General features: G+C 35.8%; 23 protein-coding genes. 10 read left to right on the top strand and 13 right to left on the bottom strand.

Features of this window, described 5'->3' with window-relative positions:
- Positions 1-68: 68 nt before the first annotated feature.
- Entirely contained in the window at positions 69-650 is a 582-nt protein-coding gene (locus tag EG344_RS10440; protein ID WP_123909378.1) for a pentapeptide repeat-containing protein, read from the top strand.
- Between the two features lie 176 nt (positions 651-826).
- On the opposite strand, the gene EG344_RS10435 is transcribed toward EG344_RS10440, so the two are convergent.
- Together EG344_RS10435 and EG344_RS10430 are read right to left on the bottom strand one after the other, a co-directional pair.
- Positions 827-1537 (bottom strand): C40 family peptidase, encoded by a 711-nt coding sequence (locus tag EG344_RS10435; protein WP_089735083.1) that lies wholly within the window; start codon positions 1535-1537, stop codon positions 827-829.
- Between the two features lie 511 nt (positions 1538-2048).
- Positions 2049-4244, bottom strand: a complete 2196-nt coding sequence (locus EG344_RS10430) for a glutamine synthetase III (protein ID WP_123909377.1) — start codon at positions 4242-4244, stop codon at positions 2049-2051.
- 307 nt (positions 4245-4551) lie between these two features.
- Here EG344_RS10430 and EG344_RS10425 point away from each other — a divergent pair, with 307 nt between their 5' ends.
- The 5 genes from EG344_RS10425 (at position 4552) to EG344_RS10405 (ending at position 10388) form a co-directional block, all read left to right on the top strand.
- Entirely contained in the window at positions 4552-6243 is a 1692-nt protein-coding gene (locus EG344_RS10425) for a DUF6909 family protein (RefSeq protein WP_123909376.1), read from the top strand.
- Positions 6244-6428: 185 nt separating this feature from the next.
- Complete coding sequence (locus EG344_RS10420) at positions 6429-6908, top strand: DUF1572 domain-containing protein (RefSeq protein ID WP_123909375.1); 480 nt, start codon at positions 6429-6431, stop codon at positions 6906-6908.
- 182 nt (positions 6909-7090) lie between these two features.
- Positions 7091-8929, top strand: a complete 1839-nt coding sequence (locus EG344_RS10415; protein ID WP_123909374.1) for a M1 family metallopeptidase — start codon at positions 7091-7093, stop codon at positions 8927-8929.
- 103 nt (positions 8930-9032) lie between these two features.
- Entirely contained in the window at positions 9033-9791 is a 759-nt protein-coding gene (locus tag EG344_RS10410) for a type III pantothenate kinase (protein ID WP_123909373.1), read from the top strand.
- 60 nt (positions 9792-9851) lie between these two features.
- The gene (locus EG344_RS10405; protein ID WP_123909372.1) at positions 9852-10388 is read left to right on the top strand and encodes a GNAT family N-acetyltransferase; all 537 of its coding nucleotides are present in this window, start codon (positions 9852-9854) and stop codon (positions 10386-10388) included.
- Between the two features lie 79 nt (positions 10389-10467).
- Here EG344_RS10405 and EG344_RS10400 read toward each other — a convergent pair whose 3' ends face one another.
- The 11 genes from EG344_RS10400 to EG344_RS10355 all read right to left on the bottom strand — a co-directional run bounded on the left by EG344_RS10400 (position 10468) and on the right by EG344_RS10355 (position 17750).
- Positions 10468-10653: a hypothetical protein gene (locus EG344_RS10400; RefSeq protein ID WP_123858594.1), complete on the bottom strand. Its 186-nt coding sequence runs from the start codon at positions 10651-10653 to the stop codon at positions 10468-10470.
- Positions 10654-10705: 52 nt separating this feature from the next.
- Complete coding sequence (locus EG344_RS10395) at positions 10706-10900, bottom strand: hypothetical protein (RefSeq protein WP_123858595.1); 195 nt, start codon at positions 10898-10900, stop codon at positions 10706-10708.
- An 88-nt stretch (positions 10901-10988) separates the two neighbouring features.
- Entirely contained in the window at positions 10989-11420 is a 432-nt protein-coding gene (locus tag EG344_RS10390) for a nucleoside deaminase (RefSeq protein ID WP_123909371.1), read from the bottom strand.
- A 5-nt stretch (positions 11421-11425) separates the two neighbouring features.
- Complete coding sequence (locus EG344_RS10385) at positions 11426-12022, bottom strand: hypothetical protein (RefSeq protein WP_228412903.1); 597 nt, start codon at positions 12020-12022, stop codon at positions 11426-11428.
- A gap of 83 nt (positions 12023-12105) precedes the next feature.
- On the bottom strand, positions 12106-13026 hold the full coding sequence (locus EG344_RS10380; protein WP_123909370.1) for a helix-turn-helix transcriptional regulator: 921 nt from the start codon (positions 13024-13026) through the stop codon (positions 12106-12108).
- Positions 13027-13389: 363 nt separating this feature from the next.
- On the bottom strand, positions 13390-13560 hold the full coding sequence (locus EG344_RS23895) for a hypothetical protein (protein WP_164464419.1): 171 nt from the start codon (positions 13558-13560) through the stop codon (positions 13390-13392).
- Between the two features lie 204 nt (positions 13561-13764).
- On the bottom strand, positions 13765-14319 hold the full coding sequence (locus tag EG344_RS10375; protein WP_123909369.1) for a hypothetical protein: 555 nt from the start codon (positions 14317-14319) through the stop codon (positions 13765-13767).
- 4 nt (positions 14320-14323) lie between these two features.
- Positions 14324-15007: a hypothetical protein gene (locus tag EG344_RS10370; RefSeq protein ID WP_123909368.1), complete on the bottom strand. Its 684-nt coding sequence runs from the start codon at positions 15005-15007 to the stop codon at positions 14324-14326.
- 70 nt (positions 15008-15077) lie between these two features.
- The gene (locus EG344_RS10365) at positions 15078-15665 is read right to left on the bottom strand and encodes a DUF2589 domain-containing protein (RefSeq protein WP_123909367.1); all 588 of its coding nucleotides are present in this window, start codon (positions 15663-15665) and stop codon (positions 15078-15080) included.
- A gap of 356 nt (positions 15666-16021) precedes the next feature.
- Positions 16022-17059 (bottom strand): patatin-like phospholipase family protein, encoded by a 1038-nt coding sequence (locus EG344_RS10360; RefSeq protein ID WP_123909366.1) that lies wholly within the window; start codon positions 17057-17059, stop codon positions 16022-16024.
- 190 nt (positions 17060-17249) lie between these two features.
- Positions 17250-17750 (bottom strand): M15 family metallopeptidase, encoded by a 501-nt coding sequence (locus EG344_RS10355; RefSeq protein ID WP_123909365.1) that lies wholly within the window; start codon positions 17748-17750, stop codon positions 17250-17252.
- Between the two features lie 248 nt (positions 17751-17998).
- Here EG344_RS10355 and EG344_RS10350 point away from each other — a divergent pair, with 248 nt between their 5' ends.
- The 4 genes from EG344_RS10350 to EG344_RS10335 all read left to right on the top strand — a co-directional run bounded on the left by EG344_RS10350 (position 17999) and on the right by EG344_RS10335 (position 22937).
- Positions 17999-19579 carry a Na+/H+ antiporter gene (locus tag EG344_RS10350; RefSeq protein WP_123909364.1) on the top strand — a complete coding sequence of 527 codons (1581 nt, stop codon included), beginning with the start codon at positions 17999-18001 and terminating at the stop codon, positions 19577-19579.
- A 170-nt stretch (positions 19580-19749) separates the two neighbouring features.
- Entirely contained in the window at positions 19750-21021 is a 1272-nt protein-coding gene (locus EG344_RS10345; RefSeq protein ID WP_123909363.1) for a Y-family DNA polymerase, read from the top strand.
- A 231-nt stretch (positions 21022-21252) separates the two neighbouring features.
- On the top strand, positions 21253-22113 hold the full coding sequence (locus tag EG344_RS10340; protein WP_123858605.1) for a hypothetical protein: 861 nt from the start codon (positions 21253-21255) through the stop codon (positions 22111-22113).
- 11 nt (positions 22114-22124) lie between these two features.
- On the top strand, positions 22125-22937 hold the full coding sequence (locus EG344_RS10335) for a hypothetical protein (RefSeq protein WP_123909362.1): 813 nt from the start codon (positions 22125-22127) through the stop codon (positions 22935-22937).
- Positions 22938-22944 lie beyond the last annotated feature (7 nt).

Genomic DNA, 22944 nt, shown 5'->3' with positions numbered 1-22944 from the left:
TTTAACTTAGTTTTAGTCTGCAACATTTGTGGATTCTATTTCTGTACCTATTAAATCATTACTTTTTTATGAAAGATGCTTATGTTTTAGATCAAAATTTTGAAAATACAGATTTCGTACAGGTTCCATTGGAAAAAGGAGAGTATGAAAACTGTACTTTTAAGAATTGTAGTTTTGAATATGGAAACCTATCCGGTTTTAGTTTTACAGATTGTGATTTTATAGGGTGTAATTTAAGCATGGCAAAGCTTACCTCAACAGCTTTTCGGGAGGTCTCTTTTAAAGAATGTAAGATGCTCGGTCTACAGTTTACTGATTGTAATGGCTTTGGGCTTTCTTTTAAATTTGATGGTTGTGCTCTTCATAGCTCTGTTTTCTATCAAACATCAATCAAGAAAACTATTTTCAAAGATTCTAAACTTATTGAGGTGGATTTTACAGAATGTGACTTATCTAGTTCGGTCTTTCATAACTGCGATTTGTCAGGCGCTGTTTTCGATACGACTAATCTTGAAAAGGCAGATTTAAGGACTTCTGTTAACTATTCGATTGATCCGGGTTTAAATAGGCTTAAAAAGGCTAAATTTTCGCTTTCAGAAGTATACGGACTGTTGTATAAGCTGGATATTGAAATAGACAGAAACAGCTAGGTTCTGAAGGCTGGTATAAACATTAATCATTAAATTCAATAGAAGTGGGCTTTAGCCCGCTTTTTATATAAAATATCTTCCATTGGTTTTAGCCAAAACTTAATTTTGAGTAAGACAAATAAAAAAGCCATCAGAATTTCTGATGGCTTCATTATTTAAATCAATTATTTATAAAATTAAAAATTTGCTGGTGTAGCTTGAGTAGTAGAAGCTAGGTTGTTGTAAGCTTCCCCTTCTGCATTGATTACTCTTTTTGCGAATCTGAACTTAGGTCCCCAGTAAGAGTCATTCAGTGAAGAAACCATTACTCCTTTAGATGTTGCCGCGTGGATAAATTTGATCTCACCTTCTTCAGTAACACTTTCTACAATTCCTACGTGAGAAATTCTTCTTCCATGAGAAAAGAAGATTAGGTCTCCTTTCTGTAATTCTCCTTTTTCAATTCTTTCACCTTCCTGAGCCTGAGAAGCCGCTACTCTTGGTAGAGTAAGACCTGCTGCAGCTCCGAAAACAGAAAGAACGAAAGCTGAACAATCAATACCTCTTCTTGTTGTTCCTCCGTATCTGTAAGGAGTTCCTAGGTATGTTTCAGCTTCTTCAAGGATACCGTCAATGGTTTTATTATGTTTGATTGCTTTTGCAATCTCAGAATTTTTAACAGCTTTTTTAGCATTTGCTATAGATGCAGCCTTTTCAGCAAGGAAAGAGTCGATCAATTTCTGCTTATCCTGCTCCATTTTTTTGTTATCAATAGAAGCTAGTTTGGCATCTGTTTTGTATTCTTTACTGTAAGTTGCTGGTTTTGAAACTACATAATTAGTAGCGCACGATTGCAATGATACTGTAGTAACTAGAGCAACTAAATAAAACAAAACTCTTTTCTTCATATATATTTGATTAACCGTGTTAAAATGGAATATTTATTTTCAAAAGCAATACAAAAGTAGAGATTCCGAGCAAAAGACCCCTGATATGATAATTGTCAGGATCTTATTTTAACACTATTTAACATATTATTTACATATGTTAAAGAAAAATAAACCGCAATTGCCTGTTTTTGGTAAGACTGCGGTTTTTTTTATTAAGATTCTTTAACAAAATCTATCGATTTTCTTCTATAAATCACGTTTTGGAATTTAAAACTCTAATTTTCCCGGCTGTTAAAAAAACAAAATAAATTCTATATAAAATGCTTTGCTAGAAGGCGTTTAAGGGATTTTTTGTTGGTGGTCTTACGTTATATATCGCTTTTCAGGATGAAAAAAGGATATGAGAAAATGTTTTGGTTAAAAGTAAAAAGTCTTAACACAGAAGGAATGGTTATACTAAGGAAATAGCTATCATAAAAAAAATTCCTCAGAAAACTGAGGAATTTAACTAATATGGAACTTTACAGAGTTATTTTGTGAACAACATCTCTCTGTATTTTGTCATCGGCCAAAGCTCATCGTCTACCATCATTTCCAGGTCATCAGAAGCTTCTCTGATTCCGTCAAATAATGGTTTTACTTTGTTACAGTATTCTTCTGCCTGCTTTTGGCTGTTTGATATGCCTTTTGCCGTCTCTCTGGCTTTAATAAGATCTTCAACACCCAGCTTGATTTTAGAAACATTTTCAGAAATGCTGGTGATCAGGCTCATCTGTTCTTTTGCCAATGGCTTAAATTCTTTATCTCCGAAAATATCCTTAAGACCTTTAACGTTCTCAATTAATCTGTTCTGATAATTTAAAGCTGAAGGAATGATATGGTTTCTTGCGATATCGCTTAATACTCTTGCTTCAATATCAATAACCGTAGAATATTTCTCTAATTTTATTTCGTTTCTTGCTTCAACCTCTCTGTGATTAAAGATTCCCATTTCTTCATAAAGATCCAGGAATTTTTTATCCATTTCCTGCTTAAGAGCTTCTGGAGTAGTTTTCAGATTGTTCAGTCCTCTTTTCTCAGCTTCTTTTGCCCAATCATCAGAGTATCCGTCACCTTCAAACATAATGCTTTTACATTGCTTGATGTATTCTCTTAATACATTGAAAATAGCTTCGTCTTTCTTTAGTCCTGTTTCAATCAAAGCATCTACTTCTTTTTTGAAATCACCTAATTGTTTTGCAGCAATAGTGTTCATTACAGTCATCGATTCTGCACAGTTTGCAGAAGATCCTACTGCTCTGATCTCAAACTTATTTCCTGTAAAGGCAAATGGAGAAGTTCTGTTTCTATCTGTATTATCTAATAGGATTTCAGGAATTTTTCCAACTACATTTAATTTTAATTCTGTTTTTTCTTCAGGAGATAATTTTCCGTTGGTAACTTTTTCAAGTTCTTCTAAAACGCTGAATAGCTGACTTCCGATAAATACAGAGATAATTGCCGGTGGAGCTTCGTTAGCACCCAGTCTGTGGTCGTTACTTGCAGAAGCAATACTTGCTCTTAAAAGATCTGCATATTCATATACAGCCTTAATAGTATTCACGAAGAATGTTAAGAACTGTAAGTTTTTCTTAGGGTTTTTTCCTGGACTTAAAAGGTTTTCACCAGTATCAGTAGCTAAAGACCAGTTGTTGTGCTTTCCGCTTCCGTTTACTCCTGCGAATGGTTTTTCGTGGAATAAGATGTGGAAGTGGTGCTTGTGAGCTACTCTCGCCATGATGTCCATCAATAAAGAGTTGTGATCTACTGCAACATTTACTTCTTCAAACATTGGTGCTAGCTCAAATTGGTTTGGAGCCACCTCGTTGTGTCTTGTTGTAGCAGGAATTCCCAGTTTCATACACTCAATTTCCAACTCTTTCATGAAGTTCATTACCCTTGTAGGGATTGAACCGAAGTAGTGATCGTCTAATTGTTGTCCTTTTGCCGGAGAATGTCCTAATAATGTCTTACCTGTTAACACAAGATCCGGACGTGATTGGTATAACGCGGAATCAACCAGGAAGTATTCTTGCTCCCAACCTAAAGTAGGAGTTACCTTTGTTACATTTTTATCAAAATACTGCATTACATTGGTTGCAGCTTCGTCTACAGCATTTAAAGCTCTTAAAAGAGGTGCTTTATAATCTAAAGTTTCTCCAGTATAAGAGATGAAGATCGAAGGAATACATAATGTAGTTCCCATAATGAAAGCCGGAGAAGTAGGATCCCAAGCTGTATAACCTCTAGCTTCGAAAGTATTTCTGATTCCTCCATTCGGGAAAGAAGACGCATCCGGTTCCTGCTGAATCAATAAGTTTCCGCTGAATCTTTCGATCGCTCTACCGCCTTCGATAGGAGTGAAGAAAGAATCATGCTTCTCTGCAGTGGTTCCCGTTAAAGGCTGAAACCAGTGAGTATAGTGAGTTACTCCTTTGCTCATTGCCCAGTCTTTCATTGCTACAGCAACCTGATCTGCGATGTGTCTCTGGATTTTAGTCCCTTTTTTTACCGCATCCATAATAGACTGGAATGCTTCTTTTGTTAAATATTCTCTCATTGTTTCTTCTGAGAAAACATTTTGGCAGAATAGTTCTGACAATTTCCCAGGGATTTCGACAGTGTTGTCTTTTCTGAAATCCTTAAATGGTAGGGTTTCTAATGCTTTGAATCTTAAGGTTGACATATTTGGGTGAATTTTGATAGGGCAAATTTACAAAAAAAATGAAATGAAATTCATTTGACCCCTAAATTTTTTAGGGGTCCTTTTGAAATTTGCACAAATTAAACGGTTGTTTGGTAGGTTTTAATTGGGGGTGTTTGTTTTTGTATGTGTTAAAATATAATATTGAAGGGTGTTTAGAAAGGGTGGTGGACTATAAATACATTTTACATGATACATTCTCCAATCCTATGCGAATTTAAGCCACTTATTAAAAGATAGTTAAAATAAAATGGACAAAGATTTCGTATATTTGTGTGAAATTTATTTTATGACAAATTCTAGAGCAAGAGAAACAACAGAGGCTATTGAAAGATTATATATCTCTATGAGACATTTATTCTATAGAGGATTTTTCAAGCCAGGGGGTGTTTCAGGAGAAAGTATCAGAAGTTTGTTGAAAACCATCAATCCAGAAATTTATGGAACCATGAATATTCCAAGCAAATTGGAGTTGGACGGTTTGATGTATGTTTTAGACAGGCTTCCGGAAGGGATTGAGGAGTGTGCTTTTATTCATCTTACATCTGATGAAGGGTTTGATAAAGGAAGTTTCGAACCTATTGTTCCAAAGAAAAGAAGAAGAAACTGTTATAGAATAGACGAACACCAGATGAATATTGAGGTTCTTTTGGGCCGTTCCGAAATTTATGACATTCTTACCCACCTTACATTCTTATTTATAGAAGCTGATAAAATCCGTAACCTGGCTTTCATTCAGGATGAAAACTGGAAACCAACACGTGCCTTCAAAATTATTGAAGAAGTAGTGAAAGGGGAAAAGAAATTCAGCAGAAAAGAAAAAGAAGTGGCATTGATTCACCTTTCTTCTTTAATAGGAAGATCTTTTGATGAAACATTAAGAGCTTACAATACTTTTGGAGATGATAATAATCCTGACCGTTTATTTAAAATCATCTATAACTTAGGAAAAGTAAGTCTTGAAGATGCAAAAGGATCCAGAGAAAGAGAAATTCATTTTAGTGCTATATTAAAGGAAAGAGTAGGGCATCACTATTTTGGTGAGAAATGGGCTAATAAAGTGAAGGAGGTCTTATTTGAAAATAATCTTCATACACGCCCATTGCATATCATTTCAGCGAATATGCATTCAGTGAAAAATATGCTGTATGCGAATGAAGCTCTTAAAAAGAAGCATCAAGACGAGGTTGACTATAAACTGTATGAAGAAATTTCCAACAAGAAAGAACTTCGTGATAAGGTATTGAAGTATGCTTTAGATGAAGGAATGATTCATATTGCAGATAAAAGCGGAAGTAATATTGATGTACAGATTATTGATCTTAGTAAGATGAATCTGAAGAATACTCCGTTTGCTGACTGTAAGTTTGGAGGAGACGATGTGGTAATGGTATTTGACTATGCTTTCGGAGAACAGGCTTTTGAGGTAATGGATGAATTATTGAAGCCTTATGAACATAAAGGAGAAGTGTACATGATGCATGTGAAATCTGTTTCTATTATGGGGAAAGCGGGAATTCTTACCGGAGAGAAAGGAGATATTATGATTCCGACTTCTCACATTTTTGAAGGAACCGCAGATAATTATCCTTTTGAAAATGCATTGAAGCTTGATGATTTTAAAGACGATGAACTGAAGGCTTTTGAAGGACCGATGATTACCGTTTTAGGAACCTCTCTTCAGAATAAAGATATTCTTTCATACTTTATGAATACTTCATGGAGAGCAATTGGTCTTGAAATGGAAGGTGCTCACTATCAGAAAGCGATTCAGGTTGCTTCTAAAATCAGACATCACATTTCACCGGATCTGTTTGTTTGCTATGCATATTATGCTTCGGATAATCCGTTGGAAACAGGAAGTACATTATCTTCAGGAGGTTTAGGGCTTACAGGAGTAAAACCAACCTATCTGATTACTTTAAGAATCCTTGAAAAAATCCTAAGAAGCGGAAAGAAAGAAGTTTCTGCTAAGAAATAATTGTAATTTCTAATAATAATATAAACCTCAGCTGTTTTTACAGTTGAGGTTTTTTTGTTTTAAAGAGAGCCTTGTCAAGGTTTTAAACCTTGACAAGGCTAATGGAAATCTGCGTTATCTGCAAAATCTGCGAGAGATTAAAAATCAATATTTTAATTACTTATCTTTAGAAAAACATATTGATCATGAGTTCAGTATTACAATTAGCTAAAAGATTTAGAGAAGTGTTGCTTGATGGTCTCTGGATTGCCAATACCAATTTTAAGAATCAGCTCTCTGATATTACATGGGAGCATGCTATAATAAAGGTTGGTTCTCTAAATACGATTGCCATGCTCACTTTTCATATTGATTATTATATAGCTGGACTTGTCCATGTTTTTGAAGGAGGAGACCTGGAAATAAAAGATAAATACAGCTTTGATCTTGCGCCCATTGAATCTCAGGAACAATGGGAAAATCTTTTAAATAAACTCTGGTTGGATTCTGAAAAATTTGCTGAACTATTGGAAAAAATGCCGGATTCAAAGCTTAATGAAACATTTGTAGATGAAAAATATGGATCATATCAGAGAAATATAGACGGTATGATTGAACATGCTTACTATCATTTGGGACAGATTAGTCTCATAAAAAAACTGTTGAAAGAACAATACACGGAGTAAAGTCCAAAATAATACTCCTAATTATCTATGAAAATCTGTATAATCTATGATTGAAAAAATAATTTTACTTTTCATTTAACAAGACCAGTAGAAAATCATCTAAAACAGACAAAACCCTCTTGTAACTCCACGTTTGAGGGTTTTATTTTAATTACCTACCTTTAGAAAAAATAAAATTTTAAATGAGAAAATCGGCTGCAATCATTTTTGCGTTTATCATTTCACAATTTCAGGCTCAGCAAGGAGCTTATTATCAGCAGGCTGCGAAGTACAAGATGGATATTGATGTCAATGCTGAAAAATTTACCTATCAGGGAAAACAAACCTTAGAATACACCAATAACTCACCGGATGAGCTGAATGTGGTGTATTTTCACTTGTACTGGAATGCTTTCAAGCCTAATTCCATGATGGATCAGAGAGTGTCTTCCCAAGGGAAAAATGGTGACGGAAGGTTGCAGAAAAATGGAATCTCAACACTGTCTTCCATTCCAAAAGATCAGGAAGGAGCTCAAAATATTCACTGGATCAAACAAAATGGTAAGGATCTGAAATTTGAAGCTCAGGAAACCATTATGAAAGTATATCTGGCGGAGCCTATTCAACCAAACTCTACAACAACTTTTACCATGGATTGGGATGCTGTAATTCCTCAGCAGATCAGAAGAAGTGGAAGAAACAATAGAGAGGGGGTGGATATGACTATGACACAATGGTATCCGAAGATTGCTGAGTACGATTATGATGGCTGGGCAACTTTTGATTACCTGGGAAGAGAATTCCATGCACCGTTTTCAGATTTTGATGTTACGATTAAAATTAATAAAGACTATGTAGTAGGAGCTGGAGGAATTCTTGAAAACCCAACAGAAGTAAAAGGATATGATGCTGCTGCAAAGATCAAAACAGAAAAAGATAAAAAAGTAACCTGGAAATGGACGGCGAAAAACATCCTTGATTTTGCATGGAGTGCAGACAGAGATTATTCTGTGGAAAGCTTTAATGTTCCGGAAGGTCCAAAAGTATATTTAGTCTATCAGAAAAATGATAAAACTAAGGTTTGGGGAGAAGCACAACCCTATATTACCAAGTATTTCCAGATCATGAATTCTCATTTTGGGAAATATGTGTATCCAACTTATGCCTTTATTCAAGGAGGTGACGGTGGAATGGAGTACGGAATGTGTACCATGATTCTTGGTGAGGCTAAAGATATCAAAGGACTGATGGGACTAATGGCTCACGAAGGTTCTCACTCTTGGTATCAGCAAATGCTTGCGACTAACGAATCTGTACGTCCTTGGATGGATGAAGGTTTTACCAGTTATGCAGAAGGATATACCATGTACCAGCTATTTCCGGAAGAGCTTCCGAATCCGTTTGCCAACACTTTGAACGCGTACAGAAACTTTGTTAAAAAAGGAATTGAAGAACCTGCGGTTTGGTTAGGAGATCACCATGATAACGGAACTTCTTACACGTATGCTTCTTACGTAAAAGGAGAATTGTACCTGGTACAGTTAGGATATATTATGGGAGAGCAGAATCTTGCAGAAACTTTAAAACAATATTATGACCAATGGAGTATGAAACACCCGTCAGACAGAGATTTCCTTCATATTGCTCAAAAGGTTTCAGGAATGGATTTAAAATGGTTCCAAAATTATTGGATCAATACTACCAAAACGATCGATTACGGAATTAAGGAGGTAAAGTATGATGCAAAATCTACTACAGTTATCCTTATCAATAACGGTCAGGTTCCGATGCCAATTGATTTCAGTGTAATGACTACGGATAAGAAAATTGTAACTTATCAGATTCCATTGAATATGACGCATACGTGGAAAGAAAAAGATGCTTATGGTGAATTCAAGACAATGCCTTACTGGCCTTGGACTCAGAAAGAATATACCATCACAATCCCTTATACAAAATCTCAATTGTCAGTATTGGGAATTGATTTCAGCCAGAGACTTGCAGATGTGAATATGGCGGATAATATAGTAGAGGTGAAATAAAAAGATCAACATAGAGATAAAAGGAGTATTTGTAAATACTCCTTTTATTTTTTTATAAATTTGGAACTCAAATTTTTTCAAATCATAGCCTGTTTAAATATAAATGAATTCAATTGTAATTAACGTAGGGAACAGCAATATCAGATTCGGCCTTTTTAATGGTGATAATTGTGATATTTCATGGGTAATCAATACAAAACCTTACAGAACAGCAGACGAGCTTTATGTACAGATGCTGATGCTTTATCAGACGTATAAAGTTGACCCAAAAGAAATAGAGAAAGTAATTATAGGATCAGTAGTCCCTCAGCTTACCAAAGTGATGAGTTCGGGAATCAAGAAGATCCACGGAGTCACTCCGGTAATTGTTGATCGTACAACGCCATCAGGAGTGCAGGCGAAGTCTAAGCAGATGGGAACGGATATTTATGCCAATCTTGTAGCGGCTCATAACCTTTACCCGAACAGGAAAAAGATCGTGATTGATTTTGGAACGGCACTTACAGCAAGCTGTGTGGCTGAAACGGGTGAAACGTTGGGCGTAATTATTGCTCCTGGAATTGTAACATCCTTAAATTCTTTAATTAACCAGACTGCTCAGCTTCCGGATATTGAACTTAAAAAGCCTAAATCAGTATTGGGATTAGATACGGTAACCTGCATGCAAAGTGGAATGGTATACGGTTTCCTGGGAATGGTAGAAGGGTTTATTAACCGTATCAATGATGAGGTGAATGATGATTGTTTTGTGGTGGCTACAGGTGGCGTTTCTCATGTGTATAAGCCATTAACGGATAAAATCCATGTAATGGATAGACTCCATACCTTGAAAGGACTTTATTTCCTTGGTAAAGATCTGTAGATATCATCCATAGATGTTGGGCTAAACCTCAACTTTTATTTCAATATAACCATGAATAAAATGAAAAAATTAAAAGAATTTCCAAGAATAGAAACTGAAAGGCTGATTCTCTCTCAATTGGATGAGAAGGATATCCCTTTTATTGTTGAGTTCCTTAAACATAGAATTTATTCAGATCTCACTTCTAATATTCCTTATCCTTATACGGAAAATGATGCTCAGCTTTGGGTGAAAATGTCCAAAGAGGCTTTTGAAGGTAAGACTGGTTTTACGTTTGGAATTAGAAATAAAGAAGAGGAACTTATAGGTGCTATTGGACTTCATGACAGAGATGATGATAAGGCTGAGCTGGGGTATTGGATAGGAATTCCCTACTGGAATAAAGGATATGTTACAGAAGCAGCGAGGGCTATAGTAGATTTCGGCTTTAATGACTTAGGTTTTAATAAGATTTATGCTACTCATTTCCTTCACAATCCTGCTTCCGGAAAAATCATGGAAAAAATAGGAATGGAGCAGGAGGCTCTTTTAAAACAACATGCCAAAAAAGACGACGAATATTTTGACCTTGCGATGTATTCTATCTTCAAAGATTAATTGGGATACGACCTTATAAAAACAAAAATCAGAGAACATTATATTCTCTGATTTTTTTATGGTTTTCAAAAGGGCCTTTTTAGAGATCTCCTGTACATGAATCACATTCTTTCAATGGATAGATCCATGTGCCACTATCCTCATTAAAAAAAGGTTGAGTTCTGCATCCGATTTTTCTTACCCCATTGTCATCAATATAAAAACATTGATCAGGGCGGATTCCACCATTAATTTTGGCCGTTTCTTTTCTTGCTAATTTTTTCATGTTGTTTTAATTTGAAGGTAAATGGAATTAGTTTAATTGTCTTTATTCATTTTTAAAGATCAGTAACTGTACATGGCTGGCATGCGTATTCAGGATTTGGATAAATCCATCCTCCACAACAGTCTGGAATGGGTCCTAATTGGCATCCAAGTTTTCTCTTGCCTGTATTAGGATCAGTGTAAAAGCATTGTCCCGGTGCGATTCCACCATTGATTTTAGCTGTTTCTTTTCTGGTTAACTTTTTCATATTGTTTTAATTTGAATGTAGATCAAATGTAGGTAATTATTTGATTACTTGTATCTTGTTTTTCAATATGCGGTGACAAAAAAGAAAGTTATCTTTTGCTTTTAAAAAAATCTTTAACAATGACAGAGCACTCATTTTCCATAATCCCTGTAATGACTTCTGTTTTTGGATGTAGAGAAAGATGTTTATTGATAAAACCCCTCTGTTTATCTCTGGCACCAATAACTACTTTGGAAATCTGTGACCATGATAAGGCTCCTGAGCACATGACACATGGCTCCATGGTAACATAAAGAGTACAATCCTTTAGATATTTACCTCCTAAGAAATTAGCGGCTGAGGTGATAGCCTGCATTTCTGCATGAGCAGTAACGTCGTTTAATGTTTCAGTGAGGTTGTGTGCTCTTGCAATAACACGGTTGTTGGAAACAACCACACATCCGATAGGAACTTCATCCTGTTCCAAAGCAGCCGCTGCTTCCTGCAGGGCCATTTTCATATAATATTCGTCTGTAAACATCTAATTTAGTCAACCATCGTTAAAGTTAAAGGAATCCTGAAACGGAATCTTGCCGGATCACCCTTTACCATTGCGGGAGAAAATTTTTCAGAAATAGAGTAGAGGGCAATTTCAGCTTGTCTGTTGAACGTGAAATTATCACCCTGAGCATGAACATTACTGACGCTTCCATCTTTTTCCACAATAAATATAACATCTGTTTTTACTGTTTTGGAATCGGAATTCACACCATCTACATACAGAAGATCTGCAACCTCTTGTCTTAGGGTATTGATGCCTCCGGGATAATCTGCCATCTTTTCTACATTCGCAGATTTATCGGTAAAATCCTGAGAGATTCCTTTTGTTGTTTTTAAAGTCTGAAGATCTTCAATATTTCTTACCCTCAACAGTGCCCCAATTAAAGCAGTGTTTTCAATGCTATCCATTTTTTTCATAAAAAAAAGGAAATCTCCTTTGATCGCATCCTTTTTAAGAACATTGGATTCTGCATCAAATTTTTTCTTGAATTCAGTATTCAGCATACCTCTGTGCTGGTTGTAATAATTTTTTACCAACCGGAATTCCTCTTTTTGCTGAGATAAACAAAATGAAGAAATCATACAAAATATGCAAATGAATAAAGTTCTCAATAGGGATATTTATGTAAATATAACTAAAAAATATGAGATTAGTTTACGATCTGTTAACTTTCAAGATAGCGATTTAGGGATTCCTGAAGATGGTTGCGGATATCGTCAACTAAACCTTTCGGTTCTAGCACGGTGACTTCTTTTCCATAGGATAAAATCTCCTGCATGAAATCATAAGTAGGATGAAGGAAAAACTCAAAATAGATCTCTTCCGGAGTTTCTTTAGTCTCTTTTTGTGACTGGTGAAGCGGGAAGCTTCTAATGTATTCTCCCTGATGGCGGCTGCATTTTAATACAATATTCTGCGGCTTTTGTTCTGCCAGATTCATCACTCCAAAAGCATTTTTAAAATGCTCTCTGAAGTTATATTTATACTTTTCTCTGAACTGATTTTTAGCCACATCCAGATAATTGATTCTGTCTAGTCCAAACGATTTTAAAATTTTATCCTTAGTGTCAATCGCAATAAGATACCATCTGTCTTTGGATTCTTTTAAAGCCAAAGGATGGACCTTTCGGGAAGTCATCAGTTTATTTTTGTAATTGTAATGTTCAAAAGTGACCACTCTTTTGTTACGGATGGCAAAGAACAAATCATAAAAATGCTCTATGCCGGTTGGTTTACGGCTTTCAAAGAAAATAAAATTTGAAAAATCAGGGTGAAGATTCAGGGCGTTGCTTACCTGGAAAGATTCCAAAAGTTTTTGGTTATACTCATCCACTTCCATGATGGGGCGGCTTTCAATATAATACCGGTTGTCGCCTTTTTTCTTATTGTGAATGGAAAGGTTGAAAAGGTCGGAAATCTCACGAATATCTCTCTGCAAGGTACGGATAGAATAACTTTTGATCCCGGCATCCTGGAATTCAAAAGAATTTAATAGATAGTCTTCCAACTGGGAATAGGTAGCCGGAGAACTTTCTAGTCTTTTAATAATTAAGGCATATCTTGTCAGATAAAAATCTTTCTTCATGGTAAAATTTTGTACCACAAATATATGGGCTTAATGCGACAAAACGTGTCGTGTTTTATTTTTTTTGTGATGAAGTTTGAAAAATAATAAGCCACAGAAACCCTGTGGCTTATTCAATATTCTAATATTTATTTTCAGAATAAATATTAATTTGAAGCTTTACAAGATCGCTTCAGGATCTTAGGCCTTGTTTTATGTGGTCGTAGGCCGAATTTCCACAGGTGTGTTATATTTTCAGACATCGTTCTGGCTGTCCAACATTTTGTGAATGATGATTCAAAGGTGTTGAGAATGTTTAATGAGACTGCTGGGCGCATGATAGAGAGTAATGGCGGACAGCATCAGAACTTGTCATATTTTTATTTAAAAGGGATCTTCTTCAAGGATATCTTCATCAAAATCTTGTCTGAAGAAATTTTCAATGTCATTGAGATAGTTTTCATAATCCATCTCTGCATTTTCGATGTCACTCCATTCCACGGTGTAGAGATCTTCATCGAAGAGTATATCTGTATTGTGATTGGATGTTTCCATGTTTTGTATTGTGATTTGGTGTTGGTTGTGTTTTGAACATATTTTAGGCTGCTCAGCATAGATCAATATTGAATTCAAAGGCTTTTTAAAGTTTTTTATTAATTGTTTTTGTGCTCTTGTTTATATTTCAAAGGTAATCGAGGGTGGCGTCAAAACTTGACGTATAAAAAAATAACTCAAAAGAATTTTGAGTTATTTTAGTTTTTAAGAAAAATCGTTAATATCTATTTCATCAGCAATAAGCATAATGATATCCATTTCAGAAAGCATTGATTTGAGTTTGATGCCTCCTAATTTTAAATCATTATCAGAAAGGATATGGGACCAGACTTTCTGTACAAAATCTTCAAATGTTATTTCTGAAGTATAAAGCGGGTTTGTTGTTTGTGCTGCTAAAGCCAGGATTTGCTTGGTGATATCTCTGCATTCATTCATTTTTGTTTCATGAGGCAGTAACACATTAAGCACACAGTTTTGTGCATCGTGAAGAAGATTTGCGGTAACCTTGAGCTGGTTTTTTTTAGCATTAAAACTTCTTTCATCACTGATTTTACCTGCCAGGATCTTACTTCTGAAACCGGCTATTTCCGAAACTTCACTAATGGTGTTCGTAGAAAGAATATTCTCTACAGACTTCAGCCATGAAAGCATTTTCTCAACAAAAAAAGGATCTTTTTTCTCCAACGAAGAAACAATAGCTGGAAATTCTAGCAGCTGATCCTTTAACTGGGAAACTAAAATAAACTGTGACTTTTTCATTCTATTATTCAGGGATAAGCGTTTCTATAATATTTCCATTGATATCCTCATATCTCGACCACTCCATTCCTGCTTCACTCACACTCATTTTAGCGAAAATCAGGCATTTGGCATCCAGTTGCATCAATTTGCTTGCCTCTACAATAATCTCCCGGTTATCTATCTTTTCAATAACTCTTCTGGCTTCCAAAACAATCCTGTTGAAAAGGCTTTGCTGTAAAAACTGGGGATCTGTATTCTTCCATGTAAAATTGGGAAGGGAACGACAGTATTCTACTGTATATTTTGAAATAGGGTCAAAATACTGTATTTGAGTATCGGTAAGGGTTGGTTTGTTTTCAGCTTTGATCTTCGTTATATAATCATTATAACTAAGCTCCTGATTGGCTAAAAAATTTCTTAAACTCTGATCATTTTTTGTGTCAGAAGGATTATAATCCGTTGAGGCAACTTTGGTAATTTCTTCATAAGAAAAATCTCTGAAAAGCAAGATAGGGGAGCTTCCTGCTGTAGCAAAAGGAATAGTAAGGTCTACCGTCCCCACTTTCATTCTTGGAATGGAAAAATGTTTCAATAAATCATCTTTAGCATATTCTTTTGCAATTTGTACAGTCTGTAAGTCTGTCATTTTTCTGGCTGCTGCAATTTCAGAGACAATACCTCCTAAATATTCATTCAATTTTGGCATGATAAGTTTTTTTTTAATTGATAAAGACTTTTTAAAAGGATGGCTGCCGGAGCAACCATCCTGAAAATAATTAAGTAGTAGTTACCGGTGCTGCGGAAGCAACAATAGCATCTTCTAACATATCCATAATTTTTGAAAGCCCTGCAGGTAATTCGTCATTTACAGCTTTTACATGTACGCCCAACGTATATGTTTTTTCCGTAGTTGAGGTACTTGAGTTGGTTTTCTTATAAGAAGCTGAAGCATTGAATTTAACTTTCCAGAATTTAGCGCTGATAGAAGCGCTTCCCTGGAATTCACTAGCAATATTCTGAGTTTCCACAGAATTAAGTTTGGCATTAAAATCAATAGTCATTTCATCAATTCTTAAAGCCGGAATTGTCAGCATACAAAGCAATGGGACACTTAATTTTACTTCTGATTTTACTACGCTGTCATTGTTTTCAGCTGTGCTGGGAACTGACTTTGTATAGATAAAATCCACATACTTAAGTTTTTTAGCGCCTCCTTCTGGTGCTCCTTCTTCAAAGCCAACTTCTTTAATGAAATTTACTTGCGACATGGATGCGTCATGCTGAGCCTTGATCGCTGCCTGCATAGGTCCTCCGATGTAAACACTGAAATCTAAACTGTTTAATTCTTGTACTAAATTTGCCATAATTCTAAAAATTTTTAAGGTTATTAATTGGTTAATAATATATAGTAGTGCTAGCAGACTAATATTCAATATTGGGCAATAGATATCCTGTTCAGTATTTGATTAACTGAAGATTATTAAAAATAATAGGGATAATGTAAGTTTGGAATGAGCTTATTTAGCTTTGGTTTCCTTGGTTATTTTATTTATTTAAAGATAGTTGACTCAAGCGTCAAAACTTGTCGTGTTATAATTTCTTTTCATTTTTATTTCATTTTTGATAAATATTATAAACTGACAAGGTCAAGTGTTTTAATTCAGTGAGAATTTTAATATAAGCTTAAAAGCTTATTTAAGTTCAATATAAGCTTTTAAGCTTATATTTTGTTTCTGATGAGCTTTTGGACAATCTGGTTCAGGACTTCTCTGTTATCATCAATATAGCTTAGTCCGGCTTGTATCAGGTTTTCAATATTAGACCGTCTTACGTTATCCATGGCTGGAGAAGCGTTTTTCAATGAGGGATTCAAACGGTAATAGTTTTTCTGGTTTCTCAGCCCCAAGGTCTGGAACATTTGAGAAAGCTGATAATCTACGGTTTCTGCATTGGCAGACATTAAAATATCAATAATGGGATTTACCCAGCCAATTTTTCCAGCCTTTTCGAGTTTATGAAAAGAATAAGGCCTCGCTTCAATTCCGGTTCCGATAGATATGATAATCATATCATTTACTCCGGGATGATTGGCTTTCTGATGATTTTTCAAAACTTCTGCAAAGGGAATTTTTCTAGCCTCTGCATAAGCACAAAGAGCAGGATTATTCGCAAACATACCGCCGTCAATCAGGCTGAAGATTTGGCCATACATTGATTTGATCTGTACCGGGCTGAAATAGGTAGGTGCTGCGGATGTTGCCCTGCAAACATCTTTTACATAAAAATTATCTGTACTGAGATGAGCTTCACAGGAATTGAAAAGTTTCGCTCTTCTGTTCTCTATATCATAACTTGTTATTAAACATGGCTTTATTAATTCCTTTAATTCTAAATTTCCAAAAAAGTCATTCAGGTTTTTTTCAAGAGCTTCCTGAGAAATTCTTTCATTCAATAATCCAAATGGATTAACCAGCTTTTCCCAAAAGGAAACCTGGAAGATATCACCGCCCTTTTCAGCATATAATTCCAATCCCTTTTGGATAGAATATTTTGCTTTACGGACTTCATCAGGACATAGAATAATAGAAGCAATCAGTCCTCCTGTGCTGCTGCCAGCCACCAGATCAAAATAATCCCCAAGCTTAGCACTTGGTTTATCATAATACTGGAGCTGTTCTTCTATGTAACGCAGAATAATACAGGTAATAATTCCCCTTATTCCGCCTCCGTCCAAAGAAAGAATGGTTGTCTTTTTCATGTTATTTTGTTAATTATTTTTTTAAGAATACATTACAATATGATCTTGTGGAATTGGTAATTTGGGGTCAGAAAAACAGTGAAACTCCATGTTCAGATCTTGTTGCTTGTAGTGGCTTTCTTGTAAAACAAAGGTAGGGCGGGGAAGCGACAGAACTTGACGTATTTAAATTAATTTTAAAGAAAAAAAATTAAAAAACAACATAATTTTGTTGATCTCTAGACATCTTCAAAAGCTTTCTCCAACTGGTTTTTACAGGTCCTTTCTTCGATGGAATTGTCTTTTTTTCAAAGTGGGGAAGATCTTTAAAAGTTTTCCAGTTTCCACCCCAATCCCAGCCATGTTTTGCAAAGATTTTTACACATTCATACCAGTCTGCAACCTTATCATTATCCCAATCTTTTACAGTGTCCCAACTGGCCGTTTTTCCGTCGATCATCAGGCAGATATCTACAGCAAGACCATAATTGTGGATACTCTGACCTGCTTTGGCATTCGTTACCTTTTTTCCGGATGTTATTCTTCCGATGGCATAAAGCTTTTCCTGTTCTTCAAAAGATCTTAATCCTTGGGTAATTCTTATCTTAGCTCTGCCGGTAAGCGCTTCATCACATTCTTTAATCATTTGCTTTACTTCATCTCTTACAAATGGGTGAAGTTTCTGAATTCTCTCTAATGTTACTTTATCCATAAATCTATATCGTTTGAGGCAAAAGTAGGAGTGGGAAGCGACAAAAACTGACGTGTTTTAATAAATTTTTACACCAATATTTTTTATAATCTTAGTTATTTTATTGTTTTTACAAGGTTGTGAATTAAGTTTGGATAAGATCATAAAAATAATATTCAAAATTTTAATTGACTGTATATTTGTATAATAAACTCCTTTCATTGATTTGAAAAAATAAATGAAGAGTATAAATCAAAAAACACAACATAATGCATACCGTCTTACCTTTCTTTTTGGCTATGATAGCCGCTATTGTACTATTAAATATGTGGGCTACAAAATTAAAAATAGCCTATCCTATTTTATTGGTCGTGTTTGGATTACTTGTTAGTTTGGTACCCGGTCTTCCTACCGTAAAAATTAATCCTGATCTCATCTTTTTTATTTTCTTGCCTCCTTTATTATTTGAAGCCTCATGGTCTATTTCCTTTAAAGAAATGAGAAGATGGTGGCGAATTATCGGAAGCTTTGCATTTCTGGTCGTATTTTTTACGGCTTTATCCGTTGCTGTTGTTTCCAATTATTTTATTCCCGGATTTAGCATTGCATTAGGTTTCTTGCTGGGAGGAATAGTCTCCCCTCCTGATGCGGTAAGTACTGGAGCTATCATGAAATTTGTGAGAATTCCTAAAACAACCTCTGCTATTCTGGAAGGAGAAAGTTTATTAAATGATGCATCTTCGTTGATTATTTTCCGTTTTGCATTAATTGCTATTGGTACAGGGCAGTTTGTATGGCAGGAGGCCTCTCTTACTTTTTTATGGATGATCGTCGGTGGGGCAGGCCTCGGATTACTACTGGCCTGGATTTTTGTGCAAATTCATAAACGTTTGCCAACAGATGCATCTTCGGATATTGCTTTAACGCTTATCGAACCCTATCTTATGTATTGGTTAGCTGAACAGTTTCATAGTTCCGGAGTGCTGGCTGTGGTGTGTGGTGGTTTGTATATGTCGAGTAAACGATTAATTTTTTTAAGCAGTACAAGCAGGATCAGAGGATACAGCGTTTGGGAGAGCTTTGTATTTATTCTGAATGGAATTGTATTTTTAATCATAGGTTTGGAACTTCCCGAAATTGTAGGAGGGTTGCGTTCAGAGGGAATCCCTTTAAATACAGCAATTAATTATGGAGTACTGGTTACAGGTATTCTTATCGCTGCAAGAATTATCAGTTCCTATGCCGCAATGATTGCTACAATTATTTTTCGGCCTGGAGTAGCTCCCAGACCTTCCTCCAACAGAAGGCGTCTGATGATGCCTCTCATCTTAGGGTGGACTGGGATGAGGGGCGTGGTGTCGTTGGCGGCAGCACTGGCGATTCCTATCAGTATTAACGGGGCTCCTTTCCCCAATAGAAATCTCATTTTGTTTATCACCTTTGTTGTGATATTGCTTACGCTCCTTGTGCAAGGGCTCACGTTGCCATACATTATAAGATTCGGGCATGTATTTGATGATTTTATTGATGAAGAAAAAGAGGAGGAAGTCCGTCAGGAAATAAAACTGAAACTAAGGCAGCATGTATATCATTTTCTTAAAAATAAGCATGAAAATGAGCTCCAAAGCCACGCCGGTTTGGAACGCATGTTAAAACACTGGGAAGAAAAAAATAAAGCAAATGACGCAGAATGGATGAGTGAAAAAAACAAAGTTATTTTCCTTGAAATACTGGAAAGCCAGAGACAGTATCTTTCAGAGCTCAATAAAGATGTTTCAATCAATGAAGAGATTATTCGTCATCAGCTTTATCAGCTTGATTTGGAAGAGGAAAGGTTAAGAATGATTTAAAATGGATATTTTTGAAAACAAAATTAAATCTTTAATGCGACAAAATATGTCGTGTTAAAAAATAATATTTATTTGTTTTTCAATGTGTTAAATATGATGTTAATTCGTAATTTAAAAGTGATTTTATTCTTGAAAAAGAATAATTTTGTATAAATAATTCACGTTACATCATGTATGCGCTGGTAGATTGTAATAACTTTTTTGTTTCCTGCGAAAGGACCCTGGATCCTGATCTTGAAGGCAAACCTGTTGTTGTTCTTTCCAACAACGATGGATGTGTAGTGTCTCGAAGTAAGGAGGCAAAGGATCTCGGAATTCCTATGGCAGCTCCTGCATTCAAATATAAAGAGCTCTTCAAGCAGCACGATGTAAAAAGCTTTTCTGCAAAATTTGAACTGTACAATTACAAGAGTCAACAGGTAATCAATATAGCCCGTTCTTATGTTTTAGAGTATGAAATTTATAGTATAGACGAGCTTTTTCTAGATCTTACAGGCTTTAAATATATTGACATTCACGAGTATTGTTCTAAAATCAAAACAGAAATTCAGGAGAAAGAAAATATTCCTGTCAGTATAGGAATTGCACCCAGTAAAACCTTATGTAAAGTGGCTAACAGAATTGTGAAAGAATTTCCGGAGCAATGTAAGGGAGTTTATATTATGGATACTCCTGAGAAAATAGAGAAGGCATTGAAATGGCTGAATATAGGAGACGTTTGGGGAATAGGGAGAAAGCTGGCTGCTAAAATGAATGATAATGGTGTTTATAAAGCCTGGGACCTTCTTCAGAAACCTGAAATGTGGGTTCGGAAAATTATGGGAATTCATGGGGTAAGGATGATTCATGAATTAAGAGGAATTCGTCAATTGGAACTGGATGCTCCATCTCCTAAAAAATCAATTGCTGTTACCAGAAGCTTTATGCAAATGCTTACCGATAAAGAATCCGTTAGGGAACGCGTAGAAACCTTTGGAATGTACTGTTCAGAAAGATTGAGAAAGCAAAATACCTGCTGTAAAATGATTACTGTTTTCGTACAAACAAATCGTTTTAGAAAGGACCTTCCTGAATACAGAAATGCTATGACCCAAATTCTTCCCAATCCAACCAATTCATCTATATTGATTGGAAGGGTCGTCAATGAGCTTTTTGAAGCCGTTTACAGAGACGGATTTCATTATAAAAGGGCAGGGGTGATGGTAAATGACTTTGTTCCTGAAGATCAGAGACAGATCAGCCTTTTTGAAGAAGATACACAAAATCAACATCTTCCTGTAATGAAGGCGATGGATGCCATGAACCGGAAATTCGGAAAGGATAAAGTACGTTTGGGAAGCATGAGCGGTGAAAATACTTTTGGCCGTGCCCAGCTATCTCCGGAATATGAAGCTTTCTTAAAAAAGAATACGCTGCCGGAAGCTAATTTTAGGTTTCATTGATATTGGAAAATCGAGAGAAAAGGGATTCGTTATTTTTTTAAACTTTCAGAAAAAATCAAATATTCATTTCAAAAAATATTAAAATTCCGTATTTTGATATTGTAAAACAGTTGCTTATTTATTACATTTTCAGTGTTTTATGTTTTGTTTCGGAAAGTGTCTGTTGTGTGGGATCTGTTTTTGAGTCTATCTTTGGCAGAGAATAGTACTCGTTTTAAAACCACAAATTACATGAAAAATTTAATTATTTTGAGGAAATGGATATTCATTGCCGGATGCCTTTTTATACATTCCTTAACAGCACAGGTTGGTATTAATACCTCTAATCCCCAAACCATTTTCCATATAGACGGAGCTAAAGATAATCCGGCATCCGGAACTCCTTCTTCTGTACAAGCCTCCAATGATGTAGCAGTTACCTCTTTGGGAGAAATAGGGATAGGTATTCTGTCTCCAGTTGTAAAGATCGATACAAGATCTGCCAGTAATACTGACAATTCGATTGGGGTGGGAGAGACTTCCCAGACTGCGTCTGTAGCAGGAAGTGGGGCGATAAGATATAATCCGTTAAATGGAGGGAAGATGCAGTATTCTGATGGAATAGTATGGCAGGATCTTATTTCTTCACCCACTAAAGCTGTAATCGTGGCGAATATTCAGGCAGCCAACTTTGCAATTAAAATTCCTTACCAGATTTCTACGGGTATTTCCGGCTGGAATGAAATCTCCGATTCTACAGTCAGTTTTAATCCGGGTACAGGAGTTTTTACTGCTCCACGAACAGGTGTATATCTGGTCTCTTTTACTTATGATTTTGTGAGAATTCCTATAGTATCCGGTTATTTTTCTGAGGCCAGGTATGTAGTGAACGGAAGCAATACCGTAAAAAAATGTGTAAAATCTTTTTCCAACATCTCAAAACAGGCACAAGTTGCAGGTTCATGTGTTGCAGGAGTCCAGCTTAATAAAGGAGATACCTTCCAGCCACAGATTTATCAGTCTGTTTATAATGGCAGTTTGAGTTTACGTACAGATATTTCTTCTGCAAGTAATGACTATGGCTTTGTAAATCTTTCAATTTTAGAACAATAACACATTTGAATATGAAAAAACAATTAATACTAGCCTTGCTCATGTGCGGAAGTGTATGGATGAGTGCTCAGGTAGGAATTAATATGTCTACTCCTGAGAGGATATTACATGTGGATGGTCTGAAAAATACTTCAGCTTCCACCCTTTCCAGCTATTATGATGATGTAGTGATCACCTCTTCCGGAAATATGGGAGTGGGAACGAAAACTCCCAAAACGAGATTGGATCTAAGATCTGGAGAGCGATTAAATGCTATGGGGATCGGAGGAACTGTGCAGACAGCTGCTGCTGCTAAAGCCGGTGCGCTGAGGTATAACTCAGGGACGCAGGATCTTAGCTACTCTAATGGGACTTCCTGGATCTCTCTGGCCCATAAAACATCCAATGATTTTGTAGATGCCGAAAATTCTTCTGCACAGAATTTTACTGATGGAGTACCATCTGCAATCACGGGCTGGACAGAGAGAACAGATGTTAACGATAGTTTTAATGCATCTACGGGAATTTTCACAGCTTCAAAAACAGGAGTGTACGTCGTTTCTTTTAGCATTTCATTGGCTTCAGGAAATATTGGCAATGATTCCCGGTATGAAACGCTCATTCAAACGAACTCAGCTTCTTCCTCAACGAATAAAGTGTTCAAATGTGTAGGGAGTTATCCGGGAAATAATACGATTGAAAACCGTGTGGCCGGAAATTGTTCAGGAATATTTAATTTAAACCAAGGAGACAATATTACCGTGAGCCTGAACCAGAAGCTGGGAAGTTCAAAGACTTTAGATACAGATGCAACCCTTACCTCTTTAAGTATTTTCGGATTATAAAAATAAG

The organism is Chryseobacterium sp. G0162 (genome assembly GCF_003815715.1).
Taxonomy (GTDB): Bacteria; Bacteroidota; Bacteroidia; order Flavobacteriales; family Weeksellaceae; genus Chryseobacterium.
This window is presented reverse-complemented; position numbering and strand designations above follow the sequence as displayed.

Bases quoted from the DNA above. Each gene is read 5' to 3' on its own strand.
- EG344_RS10440 (WP_123909378.1), top strand. From the start codon at position 69: ATGAAAGATGCTTATGTTTTAGATCAAAATTTTGAAAATACAGATTTC.
- EG344_RS10435 (WP_089735083.1), bottom strand. From the start codon at position 1,537: ATGAAGAAAAGAGTTTTGTTTTATTTAGTTGCTCTAGTTACTACAGTA.
- EG344_RS10430 (WP_123909377.1), bottom strand. From the start codon at position 4,244: ATGTCAACCTTAAGATTCAAAGCATTAGAAACCCTACCATTTAAGGAT.
- EG344_RS10425 (WP_123909376.1), top strand. From the start codon at position 4,552: ATGACAAATTCTAGAGCAAGAGAAACAACAGAGGCTATTGAAAGATTA.
- EG344_RS10420 (WP_123909375.1), top strand. From the start codon at position 6,429: ATGAGTTCAGTATTACAATTAGCTAAAAGATTTAGAGAAGTGTTGCTT.
- EG344_RS10415 (WP_123909374.1), top strand. From the start codon at position 7,091: ATGAGAAAATCGGCTGCAATCATTTTTGCGTTTATCATTTCACAATTT.
- EG344_RS10410 (WP_123909373.1), top strand. From the start codon at position 9,033: ATGAATTCAATTGTAATTAACGTAGGGAACAGCAATATCAGATTCGGC.
- EG344_RS10405 (WP_123909372.1), top strand. From the start codon at position 9,852: ATGAAAAAATTAAAAGAATTTCCAAGAATAGAAACTGAAAGGCTGATT.
- EG344_RS10400 (WP_123858594.1), bottom strand. From the start codon at position 10,653: ATGAAAAAATTAGCAAGAAAAGAAACGGCCAAAATTAATGGTGGAATC.
- EG344_RS10395 (WP_123858595.1), bottom strand. From the start codon at position 10,900: ATGAAAAAGTTAACCAGAAAAGAAACAGCTAAAATCAATGGTGGAATC.
- EG344_RS10390 (WP_123909371.1), bottom strand. From the start codon at position 11,420: ATGTTTACAGACGAATATTATATGAAAATGGCCCTGCAGGAAGCAGCG.
- EG344_RS10385 (WP_228412903.1), bottom strand. From the start codon at position 12,022: ATGATTTCTTCATTTTGTTTATCTCAGCAAAAAGAGGAATTCCGGTTG.
- EG344_RS10380 (WP_123909370.1), bottom strand. From the start codon at position 13,026: ATGAAGAAAGATTTTTATCTGACAAGATATGCCTTAATTATTAAAAGA.
- EG344_RS23895 (WP_164464419.1), bottom strand. From the start codon at position 13,560: ATGGAAACATCCAATCACAATACAGATATACTCTTCGATGAAGATCTC.
- EG344_RS10375 (WP_123909369.1), bottom strand. From the start codon at position 14,319: ATGAAAAAGTCACAGTTTATTTTAGTTTCCCAGTTAAAGGATCAGCTG.
- EG344_RS10370 (WP_123909368.1), bottom strand. From the start codon at position 15,007: ATGCCAAAATTGAATGAATATTTAGGAGGTATTGTCTCTGAAATTGCA.
- EG344_RS10365 (WP_123909367.1), bottom strand. From the start codon at position 15,665: ATGGCAAATTTAGTACAAGAATTAAACAGTTTAGATTTCAGTGTTTAC.
- EG344_RS10360 (WP_123909366.1), bottom strand. From the start codon at position 17,059: ATGAAAAAGACAACCATTCTTTCTTTGGACGGAGGCGGAATAAGGGGA.
- EG344_RS10355 (WP_123909365.1), bottom strand. From the start codon at position 17,750: ATGGATAAAGTAACATTAGAGAGAATTCAGAAACTTCACCCATTTGTA.
- EG344_RS10350 (WP_123909364.1), top strand. From the start codon at position 17,999: ATGCATACCGTCTTACCTTTCTTTTTGGCTATGATAGCCGCTATTGTA.
- EG344_RS10345 (WP_123909363.1), top strand. From the start codon at position 19,750: ATGTATGCGCTGGTAGATTGTAATAACTTTTTTGTTTCCTGCGAAAGG.
- EG344_RS10340 (WP_123858605.1), top strand. From the start codon at position 21,253: ATGAAAAATTTAATTATTTTGAGGAAATGGATATTCATTGCCGGATGC.
- EG344_RS10335 (WP_123909362.1), top strand. From the start codon at position 22,125: ATGAAAAAACAATTAATACTAGCCTTGCTCATGTGCGGAAGTGTATGG.